This is a genomic window from Gracilibacillus salinarum, from assembly GCF_022919575.1.
GTDB classification, from domain to species: domain Bacteria; phylum Bacillota; class Bacilli; order Bacillales; family Amphibacillaceae; genus Gracilibacillus; species Gracilibacillus salinarum.
Window position 1 is genome coordinate 686,283 of sequence record NZ_CP095071.1, and the last position, 18,537, is coordinate 704,819.

Below are 18,537 nucleotides of genomic sequence, written 5' to 3' on the forward strand. Positions count from 1 at the left end.
CCTTATGCCTTCTTAATTCGGAATAATGGCTGACCATATTCCACAAGTTCACCATTTTCCACTAAAACTTCTGTGATCGTCCCTTTCACATCTGCTTCTATTTCATTAAATAATTTCATTGCTTCTACGATACACACAATAGAATCCTCTTGTACATTGTCACCTGTTTGTACATAATTTTCTTTGTCAGGAGATGGTGAGCTGTAAAAAGTTCCTACCATCGGTGATACAATTTCATGATCGTAATCAGGCGTGGACACATTCTCTGTAACTTCCTTTGTTTCTTGCGCCTGATTATTGACTTGTTGCGGTGCTTCTTCAGTTTGCGGCTGTACCGCAGGCTGTGGTGTATGTACTGGCTGTGTGACTACATTAGATGTAGCTGTGCCTGTATTCTTTTTCATTTTAATTTTTGCACCATTTGCTTCATAAGAAAATTCATCAATGGATGATTGATCTAATTTGTCGATTAGTTGATTGATTTCTTCTACAGATAACATTTCTGCACCCCTTCATATTTGTTACATTTAATAACAGGTACTAATAACTCCTTCTAATATTTTACGCAATCCAATGAGAAACTGCAACCTTTGTTTTTATTGTACAAATATGGTCAGCTATTGAAAAGTAATAAGCGATAGAATCAGATAAAATTTATATTTATATCAGTTAAGTATATAAGTACAGTCATAGAAGTAATCATGCCGAACTGGAAAAAATGGGTTCTGATAATATGGATTATGTTAGCCAGCGCTAGCAGAGCACCCATATTGAGATATTTAATGTGCTGGGATACCACTTTGGCCAACCATTCCTGCGGGGCACGGCTGAAGCTACCTGCCTAGTCCCGCGGGAGTCTACGTGGTTGACCTACGCTAGGATAGGGACTGTAAAACTTTTGTAAGAGTTAGCATATTGTTCAAAGTATACAGATCAGGAATGGAATGAATAACATAATGTCTAAAACTACTGCTTTTAGCTGTTCCCTAAGTTGTAGCACTTCCCTCATGCGGAGACTCCTCATGCCTCAGCTCGAGCTGAAGATCCAATTCATTTGTGCCTGTGTCTGCAAGTATAGATTCAAAGTGGTCTTTCTCGGCGCAAGACAGCAGAGATGCTTTTTAAAATAGTAGCCTAGCAGACCGACGTACCTACAGGACGCGGAGCCTATTCTGCCATACAGGCCTGGTTAACATAATCCAGATTACAGGAAATTGTATATTATTAGAACATAGCATCGCCATTTGACAAAAAAAGCCCTCGATTTTACTCAAGGGCTTTTTACTCTCTCCTGTAATGAAGGTTATTGGGTTTGATAAACAACATCAATATTGATTTCACCAAATTCTTCTTTTGCCTGCTGAATAATGTCATTTGCGTCTGCAGCTGATAAACTATCCGTTTGGACTGTAACAACAAGGTTGTTATCTTCCATATTACGAACTAATACTTCTTCATAGCCTTTTATTGATTTTAATTCTTCTTCCAATGTTGATTCTTTCATGTCTAATGATTCGATTTCTTTCATCGCTTCATATGCTTCATTTTTTTCTTCAGAAGTAGCTTCGCTTGATGCAACAATATCTTCTAATCTTTCTTTTTCATAGCTTCTTTGATTAGTAATCTCCATTCTGACAGCTGCAAAATATTCATCTGTATTTATGGAAGATGTATCCAACTCTTCACTTGTCTGTTCTGTCACATCGGTCTCTTCTGTATCGGACTCTGTCTGGTTAGTTAATTGATCAAGTGATGTCGTTTGATCTTCCGATTGGTCCTCCACATTATAAGCCAAATCCCCTTCATTCGGCGCATTTAAGTAGTACACACTTAATACAATCATTAAACTCAACATTGTCAATAACCATACGGTTTGTTTTCTTAACATGAAATCCCCTCCTAAAAAATATGTTTATTTACTTTTTGGCATTATCGATATCCTGTGTGCTGGTACATCCAACACTTTGGATACTGCGTCTAACACCCATTTTTTCACTTCGAGATTGTCCACACCTTTAGCAACTACTAAAACACCACGAACTTCTGGACGTTTCGTCTGCACTAATAATGGTACTTCCTGTTCCCCTTGCCGAATAAAGACTACTGTCTGTTCTCTAGTTTCATCTTCAATTTTTCTTGTTCCACCATTTTGATCTGTTTCATTCGTAATTTGCGAGCCAATCACTAAATTTTTTTGATATACTTGTTCGTTTGTGGCATCAAGATTGACCATAACTTCTACTTCTGATAAACCGTTGATTTTCTCAAGTAAAGGTACTAAATCTTTCTCATAGGACGATTCCAGATCCGAGATTTTAGAGCTTGCATCGGAGCCTTCAATTGGTGATGGTGTGCTGTTCTTATCATCGCTACTTGACGATTCAATCATGGTTTGTGGCTGATTTAATGATTGATTATCATCATTATCACTAAATATGTTGCTAACTAACATAACAAAAACCGCTACTAATACAAGCAATGCAATGTATTGTATTTTTGTTGGTTTTTTATCTTTTGCTTTTAAGTTTGAAAGAAACTTTTCCATCCATCCAGGCACCTTATTCCTCCTTCCATCCAATCTGAATGACATCTTTCTCTACTCCCCATTGATCAGCCAAGAACTGAATGACTTCAGCCTGATCATTTGGAGGTTCAGAAGTTTGAGGTAGTGTCTCACCAATTTGAATTTGCACTTCTTGGACATCGTTGGAAGTGTCTTCCGCATCAGCGAGCTGGACATCTATATGTTCTACTTCGCTTGCTTGAGATGCAGTTTCATTTGCCCAATTCACTTCTAGATCAACGATTTGATATTGATAAGTCTGCTGCAACTCCTCCTCTACTAAATTTTCCATTTGGACAACCATCTCTTCTAATACATATGCAGCTTGTACCTTTTCTATTTCACTTTTCTGCTGATTCATTTGATTTTCTATGGAAGTTTCTACAGAAACTGTTCCTCTAGTGTGAAACAAATTGTCTACTATACGTGATACATCAATAGAGAAAGCAGCTAATACCGGTTGTAAAATAATCAGCATTAAGAGGAGACCGACTACTAATTTAACGTATTGCTTTAATACATTACTCGGCAGAAGGAGGTCGACCAGCATAGCTAGAATAATATAGATGATAATTTGCAAAATCCAATTCGATATATACTCAATAATCAATCCCCCCTTATCTCACCATCATCGTTAAGTTACTGGAAATGATTAAAATGACTATGGTAAAGAAAAACATAAAGGTAGCTAATAACAAAGCGGCAAACAAATAAAGAATATGCTTTCCAATAACATCTAAACATTCAATTACAGGACCGTCACCAAGTGGTTGCAATACAGCTGTTGCGATTTTGTACATGAGGGATATTGCGAAAATTTTTATGGCTGGGAATAATACAATTCCGATCAATATCACTACACCAATAATACCTATCCCATTTTTTATCAGGATGGTTGCACTTAGTACCGTATCTGTCGCATCTGTAAACACTCTGCCGATAACCGGTATAAAGTTACCTGTTACAAACTTCGCTGTTCGCATAGCAATTCCATCTTGAATTGCACTGGCAGCACCTTGGACAGATATTACCCCTAGAAATACAGTAAGCAGAATCCCCATAATACTGATGGCAACATTTTTAATTAAATTAGCAAGCTTAGTTGCTTTGTATTCCGGACTTATGGTGCTGACAATTTGTAAAATCGCAGAAATCAAAATTAACGGAATAACAATTTTTGATATTACAAATACACTGGTTGGTATCAATGTAATGATGATCGGATGAAAAAAAGAAATCGTAACTAATTGACCTAAAGAAGCTAAAATACCTAGCAATAATGGCAAAATTGCTAGCAAGAAACTTTGTGCCATTCTGACTGTGTCAACGACATAAGTAGCTGCGAGTTGAAAACTTTGCAAAGCAATTATGATTAAAATAATATAGACAATAGCGTATGCAACTTTACTTACTACTTGTTTTTCAAATGCATTCTGTATCGTCTGCAAAAGGAGGCAGAATAATGTCAATAACATTAAAGTGGCTAATAACTTACCGTTTTCAAGTAATTCGTAGAAGAAATAACGTAGAGAACCTTTTAACCAGTCTTGTACACTAAGATTTCCGTCTCCCTTTATCATTGACCACAGACTTTGTTTATCGAGATCAGGTAATGCCTCTTGATATTCCTGTCCTAGATATTCCCAATAACTTTCAATCTCGCTATCGTCAATTAAAGAACGATATGCCTCGGTTTGATTGGTATTCACATCCGCTTGCAGAGATACCGGGATGATGATAAATAAGAGAATTAGCATCGTAGATATTTTTGTCCAGCTCATGTATATCCTTCCTAACTAAGCGATTGGAAAAATATTTATGATGGTCTCAATTAATGACTTAAATATTGGTATGGCCAAAATAAGAATAAACACTTTTCCTATCATTTCAATTTTTACTGCAATCGATTCTAATCCCGCGTCTTTTACTATGTTTGCACCTATGTCAGTAATGTACGAAATACCAATAATTTGCAAAATCGTCTTAATATATACCGCATCAATATTAGCTTGTTCACCTAAATATGTGATCAGATTTAAGATTTCATGAACATATTGCATCACATAAATAAAGAAGTATAGAACGGTAAGTACAACAATTAGAAAAGCTATGCTTGGCTGCTTGTCCTTCAGCAATAAAAAAAGTACAGAGGTAATAATCCCGACACTGATCACTTCAAATATTTCCATAAACCATTATCCTTTTAGAAAAAATACAGATTGGATTTGCTGGAACAGTTCAGATATGCTGTTTAATACAAATAGCAAGACAATGATAAATCCTACCAAGCTTACAAATTGTGCATATTCTTCTTTTCCCATTTGTTTTAGAATTGTATGAATCATCGCTACTATAATACCTATACCAGCAATTTGGAATAATATACTCGTATCTCCTATCACGTGATAACTCCTCTCTATAGCAAGAGTAAAACAATAAACATACCAATCAAGAAACCTACACTTCTAGACATATTGCCAAATTGTTGGTTTCTTTCTTCAGCCTCCAATAAACTTCTTTCTAGATGAGTGATCCCTAACCGAATATATTTTTGCTGTTGTGTTATATCATGTTGGCCGAGCGTTCTGCCAAATTGCTGGAGAATTTCTTTGTCTTCTGCCTGTAATGGCTGTTTTTGATGAAATCGATTTATGTGAAGCTCCCAAACAGGGTATAATTGCTCTTTTTCTTGCGCAATATCAGATGCCAAATCATAAAACAGACTTGATATTGGTTGAGGTATTTGTTTTGATACTGCGAAGAGCGCTTCTTGTACAGTAGATTGACTGTAGACAATTTCTGCTTCAAGAATTTGCAAGGCACTTTTCAGCGAACGTAAAATACGAGGGCGATTGGCAAGATTCCTGGCATATTCATGTCCAATCCATGTTAGCGACCCGACAATTAATAAACTTGCCAATAATTTCAGCATATGTTAACACGGCTTTTATAGAGTGAATGTCCTGTTGCATCCAGTATTTCAGTCACTTCTCCAGCCCGGTGTTGATTCGATAAAATCATAAAGCGCTGAAAAATATTTTTCTGTAAAATTTTCTTCATCGTCGGTCTTTTCCTAATATCTTCAAGCGATTTCCCGTGAACAGTGCAAACCAATTGCACACCTGCATGAATGACTTCATCAATTGCCTCCGCATCTCGTTCACTTCCTATTTCATCAACAATAACCACTTCCGGTGACATCGATCTGACAAACATCATCATTCCTTCTGCCTTCGGACAACGGTCAAGGACATCAATTCTGGGCGCAAATAAGTGCTGCGGGACACCATTAATCGATGCACAAATCTCAGAACGCTCATCTACAATTGCAGTTTTCAACTGTAATTTCGAGCTGCCACAATAGTTGGCTATATCTCTAAGCAGAGTGGTTTTTCCTGATTGTGGCGGGCCAATAATAAGTGTATTTTGAATGGTATCGGTAATAAGATAAGGTGTATAAGCATGGATAATACCGAATTGCGCTTTAGCAATTCGAATGTTAAAAGAACTGATATGATGAATGGCCTTCACTTGTCTATTCTCAACTACTACCGAACCCGAAATTCCAATGCGATGTCCGCCTTGAATGGTAATAAAACCATGTCTCAACTCTTCCTCTAAACGATATAGTGAAAAATCGCTTATTTTATTGAGAAACATGGTTGCGTCTGATTGGCTAAAGTTTGTTTGTGGTAACCAGCGGACGTCTCTTCCATTGTTCAGTTCAACAGGCTGATTGACTCTGAGTCTTATTTCTTGAACATCGAAATCTTTATCCTCAAGTACGGCATGGATATGGTCTGTAATATGATTGGGCAGGATCTCCAGAACACTTGTCATCACATATTCCTCTTTTCCATAAGCTATTTCTATAAACATTCTATGCGACTCTTTAATAGATATAACCATAGATAGGTACGAGCTTTGAAATTTATAAGAAACAAAAAAACCGAGCATCAACAGCCCGGTTCTCTGAGTTTAAATACAGCTATATGTATAACGATGTGGTAATTTTGATAGGATTCAAATGCAAACAGCTTTGGAAATATCCTCCCCAACACTAGAAGTGGTTGCTCGGAACGTCCAGCAGCTTCGTGGTTTTAATATAATCACGAAGAACTGTATGTATATATTTCTACCAAGAAAAATGGGCATAATTGACATAAATTATATACAATTACCTATAATTCAGATTATGTCTAGCGTTGCGACCATTTTGATATATTGTATGTGCTAGGATACCGCTTCACAATTCATGCAGCAACTAGGATAGGGAGCACTATCTGCGAGATATTCACCTTAGATACTTTCTGTACTCATAACAAAAAACTACTAAGCGCAATGACTTAGTAGTTTAAATAGAACTATGCACGGGAAACATATTTTCCGTCGTTAGTGGAAATGACCAGAACGTCGCCTTGATTGACGAAGAAAGGCACTTGTACAGACAATCCTGTTTCTAATGTGGCTGGCTTTGTTCCGCCACTTGCTGTATCACCTTTAATGCCTGGTTCTGTTTCGGTTACAGTTAATTCAACGTTGTTGGGAAGATCTACACCGATCGTCTCTCCTTCATACGTTAAAATATTAACTTCCATGTTTTCTTTGATAAATTGAAGTTCGCGTTCAATTTGATTTGATGGTAATTCGGTTTGTTCAAACGTATTGGTATCCATAAATGTATGCATATCACCCGAACCATATAAATATTGCATTTTTCGGTTTTCGATATGTGCTTTATTTACTTTTTCACCGCCGCGAAATGTTTTTTCCTGGATACTTCCATTACGTAAATTACGTAACTTTGAACGTACAAACGCAGCACCTTTACCTGGTTTTACGTGTTGAAACTCCATTACTTGCCAGATTCCACCATCCACTTCGATGGTTAAACCGGTTTTGAAATCATTAACTGAAATCATGTTATTCCTCCTCTGTTATTTACGATACAGGCAACTGAATTAGTTCCTTTGGTGCATTGGTTAATCTCTCATTTCCATCTTCCTGAATTAGAATATCGTCTTCGATACGACACCCTCCAACATTTGGAATGTAGATACCTGGTTCAACGGTTACAATCATACCTGGTCGTAATACTTCATCCGAGCGGAAAGACAACCCTGGCATTTCATGAACATCTAAACCTAATCCGTGACCAGTTGAATGTCCAAAGTACTCTCCATAACCTTTACTTTTAATATGATCTCGTGTTAAGGCATCTGCTTCTTTAGCAGTAATACCAGCTTTAATTCCAGCTACACCTTTTAACTGTGCATCTAAAACTGTCTGGTAGATAGATTGTAATTCTTCTGAGATCTCTCCGACAGCAACCGTCCTTGTAATATCTGAAGCATACCCTTTATATAGTGCTCCAAAATCCAATGTCACTAACTCACCTGCTTGTATTTCCTTTGATGACGCCACACCATGAGGTAATGCAGAACGATAGCCAGAAGCTACAATCATATCAAAACTAGATGACGTAGCACCTTGTTTTCGCATGAAAAATTCTAATTCATTGGCAATATCGATCTCTTTAGCCCCCGGTCTTATGTATTGTAGAATATGATCAAAGGCATCATCTGCAATTTTACATGCATCCTTTATTATATTAATCTCATCTTGATCTTTAATCAAGCGCAATTTCTCAATTAAGCCATCTGACGGTACAAGCTTTGTATCTACTGCTTTTTGATAGGTTTCAAATAATGCATATGTCAAATCCTGTTTTTCAAATCCAAGTGTTTTCAACTGTAACGAATCAACAAGCGCTGCCACCGTTTGCTGAATAGGTCCCTTATGTTCTTTAATAGTGAACTCTTTAACCTGTTCAGCGGCTTGCTCAGTGTAACGAAAATCAGTAATAAAATAAGCATCATTAGCAGTAACTATAGCAACACCTGCCGTTCCAGTAAAACCTGTCATATATCTTCTGTTAACTGGACTGGTGATTAATAAACCATCTAACTGTGCTTCATTTAAAACTTCACGTAGTTTCTCCAAGCGATTCATACGCTATTCACCCCTTTTATTCTTTTTCTTCTAACAGATAGATTGCCGCTAGTTGGTACCCTTTTGTTCCTAATCCAACAATCTGACCTGCACAAACCGGTGCTAACATAGAAACATGTCTAAATGATTCCCTTTTATGTACATTGGAAATATGGACTTCAATGACGGGTACAGTGACAGACCCTATCGCGTCTCTGATAGCGATACTTGTATGTGTGTATGCACCTGGATTGAAAATAATACCAGAATATTCCCCTTCTGCTGCTTGGATCCAATCAATTAAATCTCCTTCATGATTAGATTGTTTTGCATCTAGATGATAGTGCTTCGTTTCAACGAGTTGTCTTACCTGTTCTTCAACATCCTTCAGTGTCTCGTGTCCATACACGTCAGGCTCTCTCTTCCCTAACCGATTAAGGTTTGGACCATTTAACAATAATATTTTCCCCATTCATTCACCCCATTGAACAAGCTTCCTTTACCATAGTAACACAATTAATTAATTATTTTCACCAAAATGCTGCTGATAGGCAAAAGAAATCGAATATCCAATAAAGACACTATATAAAATAAATAAACACATGGTTGTAACGATTGTATCGCTGTCTAGCTCAAAAAAAGCGGGTATATTAGAAAAAAGTGGCTTCATAAGCCAAAATACGATAAACCACAGCGCTATACCAGTTATGATACCTGGCAGTATCCCATTAAACTTCTTTAACATAAGATAATATAAGCACGCTAAACCAATTGACAAGATGCTGATTACGATAATAGACAATAATTCCCCAGTCCACTGATCAGACCACGAATTTTGGAGCCATGAACGCAATACAAAGCTTTTAGGAGTTATGGTTGTAAAGTGAAAGAATCCTGCAAAGGCAGCAACAGTACTCCAAATCAATCCTCCAAAAAAACCGATACTAATTGTTTTCGGCAGTAAAGACACTTTCTGTTTTTTTTCATCATTCTTATTTATTCGTCGCATCTTTTTATCACCTCAGCATTAGGCTAACCAATTTCCACTATTTCATGCTTTTGGTAAAATACGACCTAGTTATTTTACTATTTTTTTTATACAATAGAATTAAGCATACGTACCAACATCAATTTCAAATATATTGTATAAAAACCAATTCAAAACGGGTATAACTATAGAAAGAACAATTTTTTCGAAAAAACATGAAATAAAGGAGGAATCACAATTGAATCGAAAAATAGGTTCTATTATCGTCTATGTCTTAATAGGATTAGCCGTAGTGGGTTTCGCAACAGCATTAATTAATGACACAGTTGGTTTACTTTCTTCACTACTAATCTCTTTATTAATAGGTGCAGCTATTTTTGGATTAGTCTATTTCTTCTTCATGAGAAAACGTTCTACGGATGAACTAAAAAAATACCGAAAAGCAGTTAAACAATCCAAGCAACGATTTAAAAATCAACAAAGTAACTTCAAGACAAAATCGTCAGCATTAAAAACAAGTTTTCCTTCCAAAAAAGCCATCCGCCCGTTGAAATCACCAAATCGATCTGCAACACATTTACGCGTAATCGAAGGTAACAAACAAAAAAGTAAAAAGAACAGAGCGTCGTTATAAAACGCTCTGTTCTTTTTTATTTCGACCATTTTCTCAGAAATTTATTCGTACGTTTGTACCCAATTTCAATTAATCTCAATTTATCGTCGCGTGACAGCTGAAAATCGGTCGCACTGATCCCATCAATAGGAAAAAAGATAATATCCTTTGCAACGTTCTCTGCTATATAACGTGTATCATATGCATTTCGCATCGTATTAATCATGGCAAATAACATATCAAGAGAATTATTAATTTTATGCTTAGGCTGTTTCTGTCTTGGGTCTGATAATTGCATACCGACAATTGGACGTACTCTAGTCTCTTCCCCTCTGTCAAATAACCACAAAGGAAAATTACTTAAGATCATTCCGTCTACAATATAGCTTTTGCGTTTTGTTTGAGGATTATTTAATTTGAAGGGGCGAAAAAAATATGGAATGGAGATGCTGCTTCGAACTGCTTTGGCTACAGTATAATAAGTCGCATCAATATGATAATATTTGGCCAAATCATCTGGAAAAATGACAACTTGATTAAGGGTTAAGTCTGCTGATACTATCTTCAGTTTCCCCGGCGGTAAATCCGAAAATGTTTTTACGCCTTTATCTTGAAGCTTTTCTTCAAGCCAACGTTGGAAATAGTTACCTCTGTATAACCCCATTGTCTGGTAAAGTGTGATCCATTTAATAACTGGAAACGCAGCACCAAACTTTGACTGGTCAAGAAAATTCTCTAATGGTAAATCCAAAAACAACTCTTGCAATTCTCTTGCGGTGTAACCCGCTGCTATAAAAGTTGCGAACAGTGCACCGGCAGATGTACCAGCAACACGTTCAAATTGGATATTCCGTTCCTCCAAGGCTTGCAAAGCACCTATAAACGCATAAGCCTTGACTCCACCACCAGAGAATACTCCATCTATTTTCATTGCATCACCCTATCTGACTGGTATTCAGAATATATATATACACCATACCCAGCAGATAGAACCAAACGGTTATTCTTTATTGATTTGAAAACTTTTCAGTTGTTCCAGCCTTTCTGGATCTTCTAAGAATTGGACAAGACTTCCGATCCGATCAATAGAATTCCAGCTTAAATGGTGCTCAATACCTTCTACGTCTGTATAGATATTTTCTTCATTCACACCAATGATTTGTAAGAATTTCTCTAATAATTCATGGCGGTAAACCAATCTTTCCCCGACCTTCTTACCTTTTGGTGTTAAAATCAAGCCTTGGTATTTCTCGTAATTTAAATAGTCATCTTTATCAAGTTTCTGAACCATCTTTGTAACAGAAGAAGGCTGGACCTGTAAAGCTTCAGCAATTGCTGACACCCGAGCGTATCCTTTTGTTTCCATAAGAATATATATTTGTTCTATGTAATCTTCCATAGTAGGTGTAGGCATCGTAAATCCCCCATCCATAATTATTAATGTAAATAAAAGCATACAATAGAATGGTACATGAAACAAGCCATCCTGCTTAAAATATCAAATTCAATATTTTTTGCTTTATTTCATCATATTAAATGGTATAATCCTTTTTAGAGGATTTATTAGAAAGCAATGGAGGATTACAAATGACACAATTATACATCTTATTAGCTATCCTAGCTGCCTTTATTCTGTTTAGTGTATATCGCTATTTTAAACAAAAAAGAATCTTAAAGGCACTTTCCGAAGATGATTTTCGTGAAGGGTATCGTAAAGCGCAGTTGATCGATGTTCGTGAACCGAAAGAATTTGATGGTGGCCACATCCTTGGAGCACGGAATATACCGTTAACACAGTTAAAACAAAGGCTGACAGAACTGCGAAAAGATAAACCTGTCTATCTTTACTGTCAATCAGGATCTCGTTCAATGAGAGCTGCATTAATCCTGGATAAGGAAGGTTACAAAGATTTAAACCAACTTCAGGGTGGATACAAAAAGTGGACAGGCAAAATCAAGAAAACAAAAAAATTAGATTAATAAAAACAAAACGAGCGGGATTCTATCCCCTCTTTTTTTTATTATAAAAGTGCAGTCACAACAGTAATCATATTGAATAAGAAGCTGAGTTCCTATGATATGGATTATTCAATTAGCTGCTTAGTGGTGATTTTGAAATGTTTCATTTGCTGGGATGCCGCTCCGCGCTCCGGTCGGGTAGAAAACAGGCGCGCGCATTCATGTAGAATCACGTTTCCTGTAGCCCCCCCACGATCCCGGACGGTCGGATTTCCCGAGTCCGGTTCTGACCTTGGCTCTATCATAAATATGTCTTCCTCATTTAATCTAGGTTTAAGTTCTAGCCAACATTCACCCATTACTAAATGAGTTTACTTATCTACGTGAATGTCTCAGGCTTTTTTTTGTGTTGACTCTGCGTTCAACTTTGCCAGACAATCCGCCAAGTATCCAGAGCCCCTTTGCCCTATCTTGGGTGTTACTCTTGACAGAGATAGAATCTTGTTCTATCTCTGAAGGCATTACCCTTCATTCTTCGCTACTACGGACTCATCCGCCGATCCTAAATCTTCCATTCCTATTTCGCTGTAACTTATAAGGATTGGTCTTTGCAGGTTGTTGCTAGTCCCTGCTAGAAGTAGGACCTTCCCGTCGTTATCTCTAAGAATCTTTCCCTAGATGCTAAAACCCCTACAAGCAGAACGTGGGTCGTTACCTTCCCACGCATTGGATATGCTAGTCGTCTGAATCGGCAAATTGACGACAGGAGACTTTCACTCCATTAGATTCTTAGCCTTGACGGCTACTCCGCCAACCACTTCGCGTCCTGCGGGGCACGGCTGAAGCTAACTTTGTGAAGAAAGATCGCTTCACAAAGTGGATCTTCAGCGCCTGCCTGTCCCGCGGGAGTCTACGTAGTTGGCCTACGCTGAGATGGGGCTCTACAAATTCTGGAATTGCTAGAATATTGAATGCACCATAAATATCAGCTTTTAATAACATAATGCCTATAACTACTGCTTCTAGCTGTTCCGAACGTTGTAGTACTTCCCTTTAGCTTAGGAAATAGGTGGAGACTCCCGTTGGATCAGCACGTTCTGAAGATCCACTTAGTTTGTGTTTGTGTCTACTAGTATCGCTTTGAAGTAAGCTTCCTCGGCACAAGGCAGCAAAGATGCTGTTCAAGTAGCAGCCTAGCTATAGCCGTCAGGTTAAGGTAATGCTTTTAAAAAGAAAAGTGAATATGTTGCCGTAATGAATACAAGTTATCTATGTGTAGTGATTCTTTCTAAGTTGAGTGTAAGATATCATTTATAATAGCTGTTCCTGAAGTATTGGCACAAGAAATCGGATTTTTGACCATAAGAGTCCTTTAGATATCCTTGAGTGGTCATATTTTTGATTCTTATGGACAACTTTTGCCCTTTTCCTTTTCAACTGTCCATAAGAATGGATTATATGATTGGCCGAACATGTAAGACAGTTTAAGCTCTCTTTTCTTTTTTCCTTAGCTTGACGGCTATGAGCTGTGCCCCACAGGACGCGAAGCCTATTTCCGGAGCTTTGCTAAGCAGATAATCTATATCATAATGACCATTTTGCAATACTGTCTTTGTTAACACAATCCATATTATAGATAGTTGAGTTGTATATAATTTTCTTAGTTAGGACCGGGTGAACTTACCCGGTTTTTCTTATTCGGTAATAAAGGATTAGAGGATGCTCGATGTAAAGAAAATGAAAAGCTTGTTGTACCAAAGATGACAAAAACTACGGTAATCGCTAATGACATGGTGAACATTCAGTTTTTTTAACATTCGTGTCTAGAGAAACTTGAATGAGTGGATTCAATGTTAGCTGTATGCTGAGAAAATGTATAAAGTCGACAGATTTGATTACAATAACATAACAAATTGTATTCATGATAGGATGGAGTATGCCATATGATTAATATTCCGATTAATAGAGATGAAAATTTTATAAAAACATTTGAGGATGCTGCATCAAATCCTTCACAAATGGCTGATTGGCAGTTATTTAAAAAATCTTATCAAGTTGCTCAAACTCTACAAATACCTAGTTTCAAAGAACTTGTAGCACCTACTTTCCTTCCACATGTTGAATTTTTGCCACATCAAATGAAAAGTGCAGAGAAAGTGATTCAGGATATGAATGGGAGAGCTTTGTTAGCAGATGAAGTAGGGCTTGGCAAAACAATTGAAGCAGGATTAATTCTTAAAGAATATATGCTAAGAGGTCTGGCACAAAAAATATTAATTCTCGTTCCTGCTTCTCTTGTAAACCAATGGGCATTAGAATTAAATCAAAAATTCTTAATACCTGCAGTACCATCTGGTAAACGTGTAGATTGGCAAAATACTAATATTCTGATTACTACTCTCGATACAGCCAAGTCTGCTCGTCATCGCCAGACAATCTTGGAACAAGACTATGATTTTGTTATTGTAGACGAAGCGCACAAATTAAAAAATCATAAAACAAAAAATTTTGAGTTTGTTCAACAGTTATCGAAAAAATATTGTTTATTTTTAACTGCTACCCCCGTTCAAAATAAATTAACCGATATATTTAACTTAATTACGTTACTGCGCCCGGGCTATTTGGGAACATATGAGGATTTTCTGCAACAATATCGTGAGCAAAATAAAACAATGGACGAAGACCCTTATTTGAAACAACTCATCAGTAAAGTGATGGTACGAAACCGCCGTGGTGATACAGGAATTGAGTGGACAAAACGTGAGATTGAAACGATTTGGGTACCTTTTACAGAGCAGGAATTAGATGCATATCAGCAAATCGACCAGTACTTCAAACAAAACCGAGCAATATCATCTATTACCTATATACGAGAATTTTGCAGTTCAAGAGAGGCTTGTTATCTTTCTATCAAAAAATGGATGGAACAGTCCGAACAGACAGAAGCTCAAGAAATTTTGTCCGTTATTGAACAACTTCCCCACCATGCAAAAGCATTAAAATTAGTAGAGTTAATTAAACAATCGGATGAGAAATTTATTGTATTTACAGAATATCGTGCCACCCAAATATATTTACAATGGTTATTGCAACAGGAACAAATTCCCTCCGTTATCTATCGTGGCGGTTTTAAGAAAGGGAAAAAAGACTGGATGCGTCAATTGTTTCAAAATCATGCACAAGTAATGATAGCAACAGAAGCAGCTGGAGAAGGGATTAACTTGCAATTTTGTCATCATCTTGTCAACTATGATCTGCCGTGGAATCCGATGCGCTTAGAACAAAGAATTGGTCGAATCCACCGCTTTGGCCAAGAGAATGATGTAAAGATCTACAATTTTGCATTAGAGAACACAGTTGAAGAGCATGTCATGAAATTGTTATATGATAAGATTCACTTATTTGAAAATGTGATTGGTCACCTGGAACAGATATTGACAGATATAAATGTTAATAATTTAGAAAAAGAAGTCGAACAAATTTTTGAACAATCCCATTCGATTGGTGAATCAAGAATTAAATTAAATAACTTAACATCTGTTATTCAATCTTATCAACAAGAAGATCAACTGAAGGAGAATCAAGTATGATTTCTAATTTACATTCCTTTTTAACTGAATACTTTGTATTACATGATTGTGAAATAATACAGGAAAACCAAACAGAGTTGGAAGTGAAATTAACACGGGAATTAGATCAAGTTTTAATGAATCGCCCTTTCTACTGGCATTATATGGATAAATTAGGGCGTGATGGTGATCCAATGTCCATTCAGTTAGACACAAGTCTCGAAAAGAAAGAGAATCAAAAAGAATGGATTCACTATGGCAGTCCGCGTCTCCATCAAATATTTCAACATATTCAGCAAAATGCGAGATTCACTATATTGTATGAAGAAACGAATGGCCAAAGCAAAACATCACTGATGCCTTGGCTGATCGTCAACGTAATGATTCATTACTGTGGAAAACAAAAAAGAGAAGCCATTTATTCCATTGGTGTTCATTTAATAAACGGAGCCATTCAGACAAATATGATGGAGCGAGTTGATCACTTATCATTTAGCCGGCAAATGACAGATTACAGTTATACGATATCCCCTATCATAAAACCTGTCAGCGGCTTCAGACGTGCTTATCAGTATGTAGAGAACCATTTATTCATTGAGGATTTCCATTGGGTTGAAGAAGCGAAAAAAACGTTACAGGAAGAACTTGAATTATTGGAGTATTTTTATCAGCAGAAAGACAATGTAGAATTATTAACAAAAGAAAGAGAAAGACTTTCGGAGCGTTTAGAACCTAAAATTAATTTAGAAGTAATTAATGCTGGTCTTTTTTACTTAACCGAACAGACAAGTAATCAAGTGATTAATGATTAAGCAATAAAGAATGATTACCGCCACATGAATGGTACCATCTCTGCGATTTTTTCCCAGCCATTTCCGCGAAATTTACCACTTGGCGTCTATGCGTTTACCAATAGAAAAACGTTTTTAAAGTACAAAAGCCTAATTCCTCTTATTTTGCTCTAAAGAATTAGGCTTTTGATGGTTATAGAATTTCATTATTAGTTGAACCGTATGGATATACTGTGAAGTAACAGGATGTGTGCTCTTAAACCTTGAGAACATTTTGAAACGTTCTTAGTATTATGATACCGCTCCGTCCAACCACTCCGCATCCTGGGGGGCACGGCTGAAGCTAGGCTACTACCAGAAATACTTCTTTGCTGCCTTGCACCGAGGAAGCCTATTTCGAAGCGTTACTAGAAGACGCAGATGCAGACGTTGTGGATCTTCAGCACCTGCACGTCCCACGGGAGTCTCCGTGGTTGGCCTACGCTATGGTTTTGCTCTACAATTAATAATACAGCTAGTATTTTGAAGCGGTGTCCTTTAGTGTCTATACCTCATTTTTAATATGTATAATGCCTAGCACCACTGCTTTTAGCTGTTCCATGCGTTGTAGCACTTCCTCTAAGCGTAGGAAATATGCGGAGACTCCCGTGGAATCAGCGCGAGCTTCAGTTAACTTGGTAAAGAAAAGAATTTTCTTTACCAAGTTAACTGAAGCCGTGCACACAGGACGCGGAGCATATTTCCGGAGCTTTGCTAAGCACATTGTTTATGTCAAAATAACCAAATGGAAATACAACTATAAACAATGCGAAATGAAGATTCTTCCTTTGCATAAAACTTGTCTTTGCTGCTCAGTATGCTTCTACTACGTAATACTAGGGTAAATCTAACATAAGCATAGCACTGTGTGCATAAATGTTTTTGTGGTAAAGCGTCTGTTATTGACTGGTACAACTTTTGGCAATCGGTGGTAAAAAGTATATCAGAGGTGGTACATTTTAGTGGCCGTAATCAAAGAAACAGCCCTCCCTATTGCTCTCTATTAATTTTAATGGAGAGAATCATACAGAATTGAAAATAACTTTAGCATCATTCTGAGGAATTTGCTTTTTAGCGAGTGTTCTTTTCCTTATACTTGGTACAATGTAAAATTTTCACTACGCATAGCATCTTCATTAAAATATTTGCTTAGTGTAAAACGAAAAGACTGCAATCCTCAAATGGGAAAGCAGTCTTTCTACATGAAGGCTTAGGAATCTTTGCGTTTTTGGATGAGTAAGCGAAAGGCGAAAGGTAACACACCAAACCATTTGCTGGAATGAGCAACTTCTGGCTTGCTGTCTTCCTTTTGTTTCTTTCGTTCATCCTTTGGTGTATCCATGTACTTAACGATACGCTGAGTCATATACTTTACATAATCGTTACTGGACAAAATACTCACACCTTTTCAAATCATTTACTGCTATTTTTTCCAGCCACCATTTTTTTATGCATGTATATTTGAAATTATTTCAGCTGCAATCTGTTCTTCTGTCTTATTATCTGTTTGAATGACATAACTTGCCACCTCTAGGTATTTTGGTGTACGATCTTCCAAAAGTTTTTGTTTATCACGTGACTGATTATTCCAAATCGGTCGTGAGCTGTCATGTTGCAATCTGCGTCCGATTTCTTCCCACGATGTTTGAAGAAAAATAACGTTACCTTGATTTTTCAACCATTGCCGATTTTCATCTTTCTCAATTATTCCTCCTCCAGTTGCAATGATTGTGTTTTCGGTGGTTGTAGTATGTAACATGTTTGTTTCGTAATTTCGAAATTCCGTTTCCCCTTTTTCTGCAAAAATGGTTGGAATAGTCATTTCATACTGGTCCACAATCATTTGATCTGTATCTTGAAGCCCCCATCCTAACTCTTTTTGTAAATATTCCGCGACACTTGTTTTACCGCTCCCCATAAAACCAACTAAATAGATGCTCTTCATCTTTACTCTTCCCCCTCTTTATAAAAATTTTGAATATATTGCAGGATTTTGCGAATAAATGGCGAATATAGATATTGTA

General features: G+C 37.0%; 21 protein-coding genes. 4 read left to right on the forward strand and 17 right to left on the reverse strand.

Features of this window, described 5'->3' with window-relative positions:
- Window positions 1-2: 2 nt before the first annotated feature.
- The 13 genes from accB to MUN87_RS03520 form a co-directional block, all read right to left on the reverse strand.
- Window positions 3-500 (reverse strand): acetyl-CoA carboxylase biotin carboxyl carrier protein, encoded by a 498-nt coding sequence (accB, locus tag MUN87_RS03460; protein WP_244746274.1) that lies wholly within the window; start codon window positions 498-500, stop codon window positions 3-5.
- Window positions 501-1,303: 803 nt separating this feature from the next.
- Complete coding sequence (locus tag MUN87_RS03465) at window positions 1,304-1,888, reverse strand: SpoIIIAH-like family protein (RefSeq protein WP_244746276.1); 585 nt, start codon at window positions 1,886-1,888, stop codon at window positions 1,304-1,306.
- A 24-nt stretch (window positions 1,889-1,912) separates the two neighbouring features.
- Complete coding sequence (gene spoIIIAG, locus MUN87_RS03470) at window positions 1,913-2,545, reverse strand: stage III sporulation protein AG (protein ID WP_244746277.1); 633 nt, start codon at window positions 2,543-2,545, stop codon at window positions 1,913-1,915.
- Window positions 2,546-2,558: 13 nt separating this feature from the next.
- The gene (gene spoIIIAF / locus MUN87_RS03475) at window positions 2,559-3,173 is read right to left on the reverse strand and encodes a stage III sporulation protein AF (protein ID WP_244746278.1); all 615 of its coding nucleotides are present in this window, start codon (window positions 3,171-3,173) and stop codon (window positions 2,559-2,561) included.
- 7 nt (window positions 3,174-3,180) lie between these two features.
- Complete coding sequence (spoIIIAE, locus tag MUN87_RS03480; protein ID WP_244746279.1) at window positions 3,181-4,344, reverse strand: stage III sporulation protein AE; 1,164 nt, start codon at window positions 4,342-4,344, stop codon at window positions 3,181-3,183.
- Between the two features lie 15 nt (window positions 4,345-4,359).
- The gene (spoIIIAD, locus tag MUN87_RS03485; RefSeq protein WP_244716648.1) at window positions 4,360-4,752 is read right to left on the reverse strand and encodes a stage III sporulation protein AD; all 393 of its coding nucleotides are present in this window, start codon (window positions 4,750-4,752) and stop codon (window positions 4,360-4,362) included.
- Between the two features lie 6 nt (window positions 4,753-4,758).
- Window positions 4,759-4,965, reverse strand: a complete 207-nt coding sequence (gene spoIIIAC / locus MUN87_RS03490; RefSeq protein WP_244746280.1) for a stage III sporulation protein AC — start codon at window positions 4,963-4,965, stop codon at window positions 4,759-4,761.
- A gap of 14 nt (window positions 4,966-4,979) precedes the next feature.
- The gene (spoIIIAB, locus tag MUN87_RS03495) at window positions 4,980-5,495 is read right to left on the reverse strand and encodes a stage III sporulation protein SpoIIIAB (RefSeq protein WP_244746282.1); all 516 of its coding nucleotides are present in this window, start codon (window positions 5,493-5,495) and stop codon (window positions 4,980-4,982) included.
- Complete coding sequence (gene spoIIIAA / locus MUN87_RS03500; RefSeq protein WP_244746283.1) at window positions 5,489-6,442, reverse strand: stage III sporulation protein AA; 954 nt, start codon at window positions 6,440-6,442, stop codon at window positions 5,489-5,491. The genes spoIIIAB and spoIIIAA overlap by 7 nt, the downstream gene beginning before the upstream one ends.
- Before the next feature lie 485 nt (window positions 6,443-6,927).
- The gene (gene efp / locus MUN87_RS03505) at window positions 6,928-7,485 is read right to left on the reverse strand and encodes an elongation factor P (protein WP_244746285.1); all 558 of its coding nucleotides are present in this window, start codon (window positions 7,483-7,485) and stop codon (window positions 6,928-6,930) included.
- Window positions 7,486-7,504: 19 nt separating this feature from the next.
- Window positions 7,505-8,575 carry a M24 family metallopeptidase gene (locus MUN87_RS03510; RefSeq protein WP_244746286.1) on the reverse strand — a complete coding sequence of 357 codons (1,071 nt, stop codon included), beginning with the start codon at window positions 8,573-8,575 and terminating at the stop codon, window positions 7,505-7,507.
- 16 nt (window positions 8,576-8,591) lie between these two features.
- Window positions 8,592-9,026: a type II 3-dehydroquinate dehydratase gene (gene aroQ, locus MUN87_RS03515; protein ID WP_244746288.1), complete on the reverse strand. Its 435-nt coding sequence runs from the start codon at window positions 9,024-9,026 to the stop codon at window positions 8,592-8,594.
- A 48-nt stretch (window positions 9,027-9,074) separates the two neighbouring features.
- Complete coding sequence (locus MUN87_RS03520) at window positions 9,075-9,563, reverse strand: YqhR family membrane protein (protein ID WP_244746291.1); 489 nt, start codon at window positions 9,561-9,563, stop codon at window positions 9,075-9,077.
- A gap of 217 nt (window positions 9,564-9,780) precedes the next feature.
- Here MUN87_RS03520 and MUN87_RS03525 point away from each other — a divergent pair, with 217 nt between their 5' ends.
- The gene (locus MUN87_RS03525; RefSeq protein WP_244746292.1) at window positions 9,781-10,176 is read left to right on the forward strand and encodes an SA1362 family protein; all 396 of its coding nucleotides are present in this window, start codon (window positions 9,781-9,783) and stop codon (window positions 10,174-10,176) included.
- A 16-nt stretch (window positions 10,177-10,192) separates the two neighbouring features.
- Here the strand turns inward: MUN87_RS03525 and MUN87_RS03530 are convergent, their stop codons facing one another.
- Together MUN87_RS03530 and mntR are read right to left on the reverse strand one after the other, a co-directional pair.
- Complete coding sequence (locus MUN87_RS03530) at window positions 10,193-11,086, reverse strand: patatin-like phospholipase family protein (RefSeq protein ID WP_244746294.1); 894 nt, start codon at window positions 11,084-11,086, stop codon at window positions 10,193-10,195.
- A gap of 69 nt (window positions 11,087-11,155) precedes the next feature.
- Window positions 11,156-11,569 (reverse strand): transcriptional regulator MntR, encoded by a 414-nt coding sequence (gene mntR, locus MUN87_RS03535; RefSeq protein WP_244746296.1) that lies wholly within the window; start codon window positions 11,567-11,569, stop codon window positions 11,156-11,158.
- Window positions 11,570-11,742: 173 nt separating this feature from the next.
- Here mntR and MUN87_RS03540 point away from each other — a divergent pair, with 173 nt between their 5' ends.
- From MUN87_RS03540 to MUN87_RS03550, 3 genes are all read left to right on the forward strand, one after another.
- A complete protein-coding gene (locus tag MUN87_RS03540; protein ID WP_244746297.1) occupies window positions 11,743-12,135 on the forward strand; it encodes a rhodanese-like domain-containing protein in 393 nt (130 codons plus the stop codon).
- A gap of 1,922 nt (window positions 12,136-14,057) precedes the next feature.
- Window positions 14,058-15,704, forward strand: a complete 1,647-nt coding sequence (locus tag MUN87_RS03545; protein WP_244746298.1) for a DEAD/DEAH box helicase — start codon at window positions 14,058-14,060, stop codon at window positions 15,702-15,704.
- A complete protein-coding gene (locus tag MUN87_RS03550) occupies window positions 15,701-16,495 on the forward strand; it encodes a YqhG family protein (RefSeq protein WP_244746299.1) in 795 nt (264 codons plus the stop codon). The genes MUN87_RS03545 and MUN87_RS03550 overlap by 4 nt, the downstream gene beginning before the upstream one ends.
- A 1,228-nt stretch (window positions 16,496-17,723) precedes the next feature.
- Here MUN87_RS03550 and MUN87_RS03555 read toward each other — a convergent pair.
- Together MUN87_RS03555 and MUN87_RS03560 are read right to left on the reverse strand one after the other, a co-directional pair.
- The gene (locus MUN87_RS03555; protein WP_244746301.1) at window positions 17,724-17,906 is read right to left on the reverse strand and encodes a YqzE family protein; all 183 of its coding nucleotides are present in this window, start codon (window positions 17,904-17,906) and stop codon (window positions 17,724-17,726) included.
- 54 nt (window positions 17,907-17,960) lie between these two features.
- Window positions 17,961-18,458, reverse strand: a complete 498-nt coding sequence (locus tag MUN87_RS03560) for a shikimate kinase (protein WP_244746303.1) — start codon at window positions 18,456-18,458, stop codon at window positions 17,961-17,963.
- Window positions 18,459-18,537 lie beyond the last annotated feature (79 nt).

Bases quoted from the DNA above. Each gene is read 5' to 3' on its own strand.
- accB (WP_244746274.1), bottom strand. From the start codon at position 500: ATGTTATCTGTAGAAGAAATCAATCAACTAATCGACAAATTAGATCAA.
- MUN87_RS03465 (WP_244746276.1), bottom strand. From the start codon at position 1,888: ATGTTAAGAAAACAAACCGTATGGTTATTGACAATGTTGAGTTTAATG.
- spoIIIAG (WP_244746277.1), bottom strand. From the start codon at position 2,545: ATGGAAAAGTTTCTTTCAAACTTAAAAGCAAAAGATAAAAAACCAACA.
- spoIIIAE (WP_244746279.1), bottom strand. From the start codon at position 4,344: ATGAGCTGGACAAAAATATCTACGATGCTAATTCTCTTATTTATCATC.
- spoIIIAD (WP_244716648.1), bottom strand. From the start codon at position 4,752: ATGGAAATATTTGAAGTGATCAGTGTCGGGATTATTACCTCTGTACTT.
- spoIIIAB (WP_244746282.1), bottom strand. From the start codon at position 5,495: ATGCTGAAATTATTGGCAAGTTTATTAATTGTCGGGTCGCTAACATGG.
- spoIIIAA (WP_244746283.1), bottom strand. From the start codon at position 6,442: ATGTTTATAGAAATAGCTTATGGAAAAGAGGAATATGTGATGACAAGT.
- efp (WP_244746285.1), bottom strand. From the start codon at position 7,485: ATGATTTCAGTTAATGATTTCAAAACCGGTTTAACCATCGAAGTGGAT.
- MUN87_RS03510 (WP_244746286.1), bottom strand. From the start codon at position 8,575: ATGAATCGCTTGGAGAAACTACGTGAAGTTTTAAATGAAGCACAGTTA.
- aroQ (WP_244746288.1), bottom strand. From the start codon at position 9,026: ATGGGGAAAATATTATTGTTAAATGGTCCAAACCTTAATCGGTTAGGG.
- MUN87_RS03520 (WP_244746291.1), bottom strand. From the start codon at position 9,563: ATGCGACGAATAAATAAGAATGATGAAAAAAAACAGAAAGTGTCTTTA.
- MUN87_RS03530 (WP_244746294.1), bottom strand. From the start codon at position 11,086: ATGAAAATAGATGGAGTATTCTCTGGTGGTGGAGTCAAGGCTTATGCG.
- mntR (WP_244746296.1), bottom strand. From the start codon at position 11,569: ATGCCTACACCTACTATGGAAGATTACATAGAACAAATATATATTCTT.
- MUN87_RS03540 (WP_244746297.1), top strand. From the start codon at position 11,743: ATGACACAATTATACATCTTATTAGCTATCCTAGCTGCCTTTATTCTG.
- MUN87_RS03545 (WP_244746298.1), top strand. From the start codon at position 14,058: ATGATTAATATTCCGATTAATAGAGATGAAAATTTTATAAAAACATTT.
- MUN87_RS03550 (WP_244746299.1), top strand. From the start codon at position 15,701: ATGATTTCTAATTTACATTCCTTTTTAACTGAATACTTTGTATTACAT.
- MUN87_RS03560 (WP_244746303.1), bottom strand. From the start codon at position 18,458: ATGAAGAGCATCTATTTAGTTGGTTTTATGGGGAGCGGTAAAACAAGT.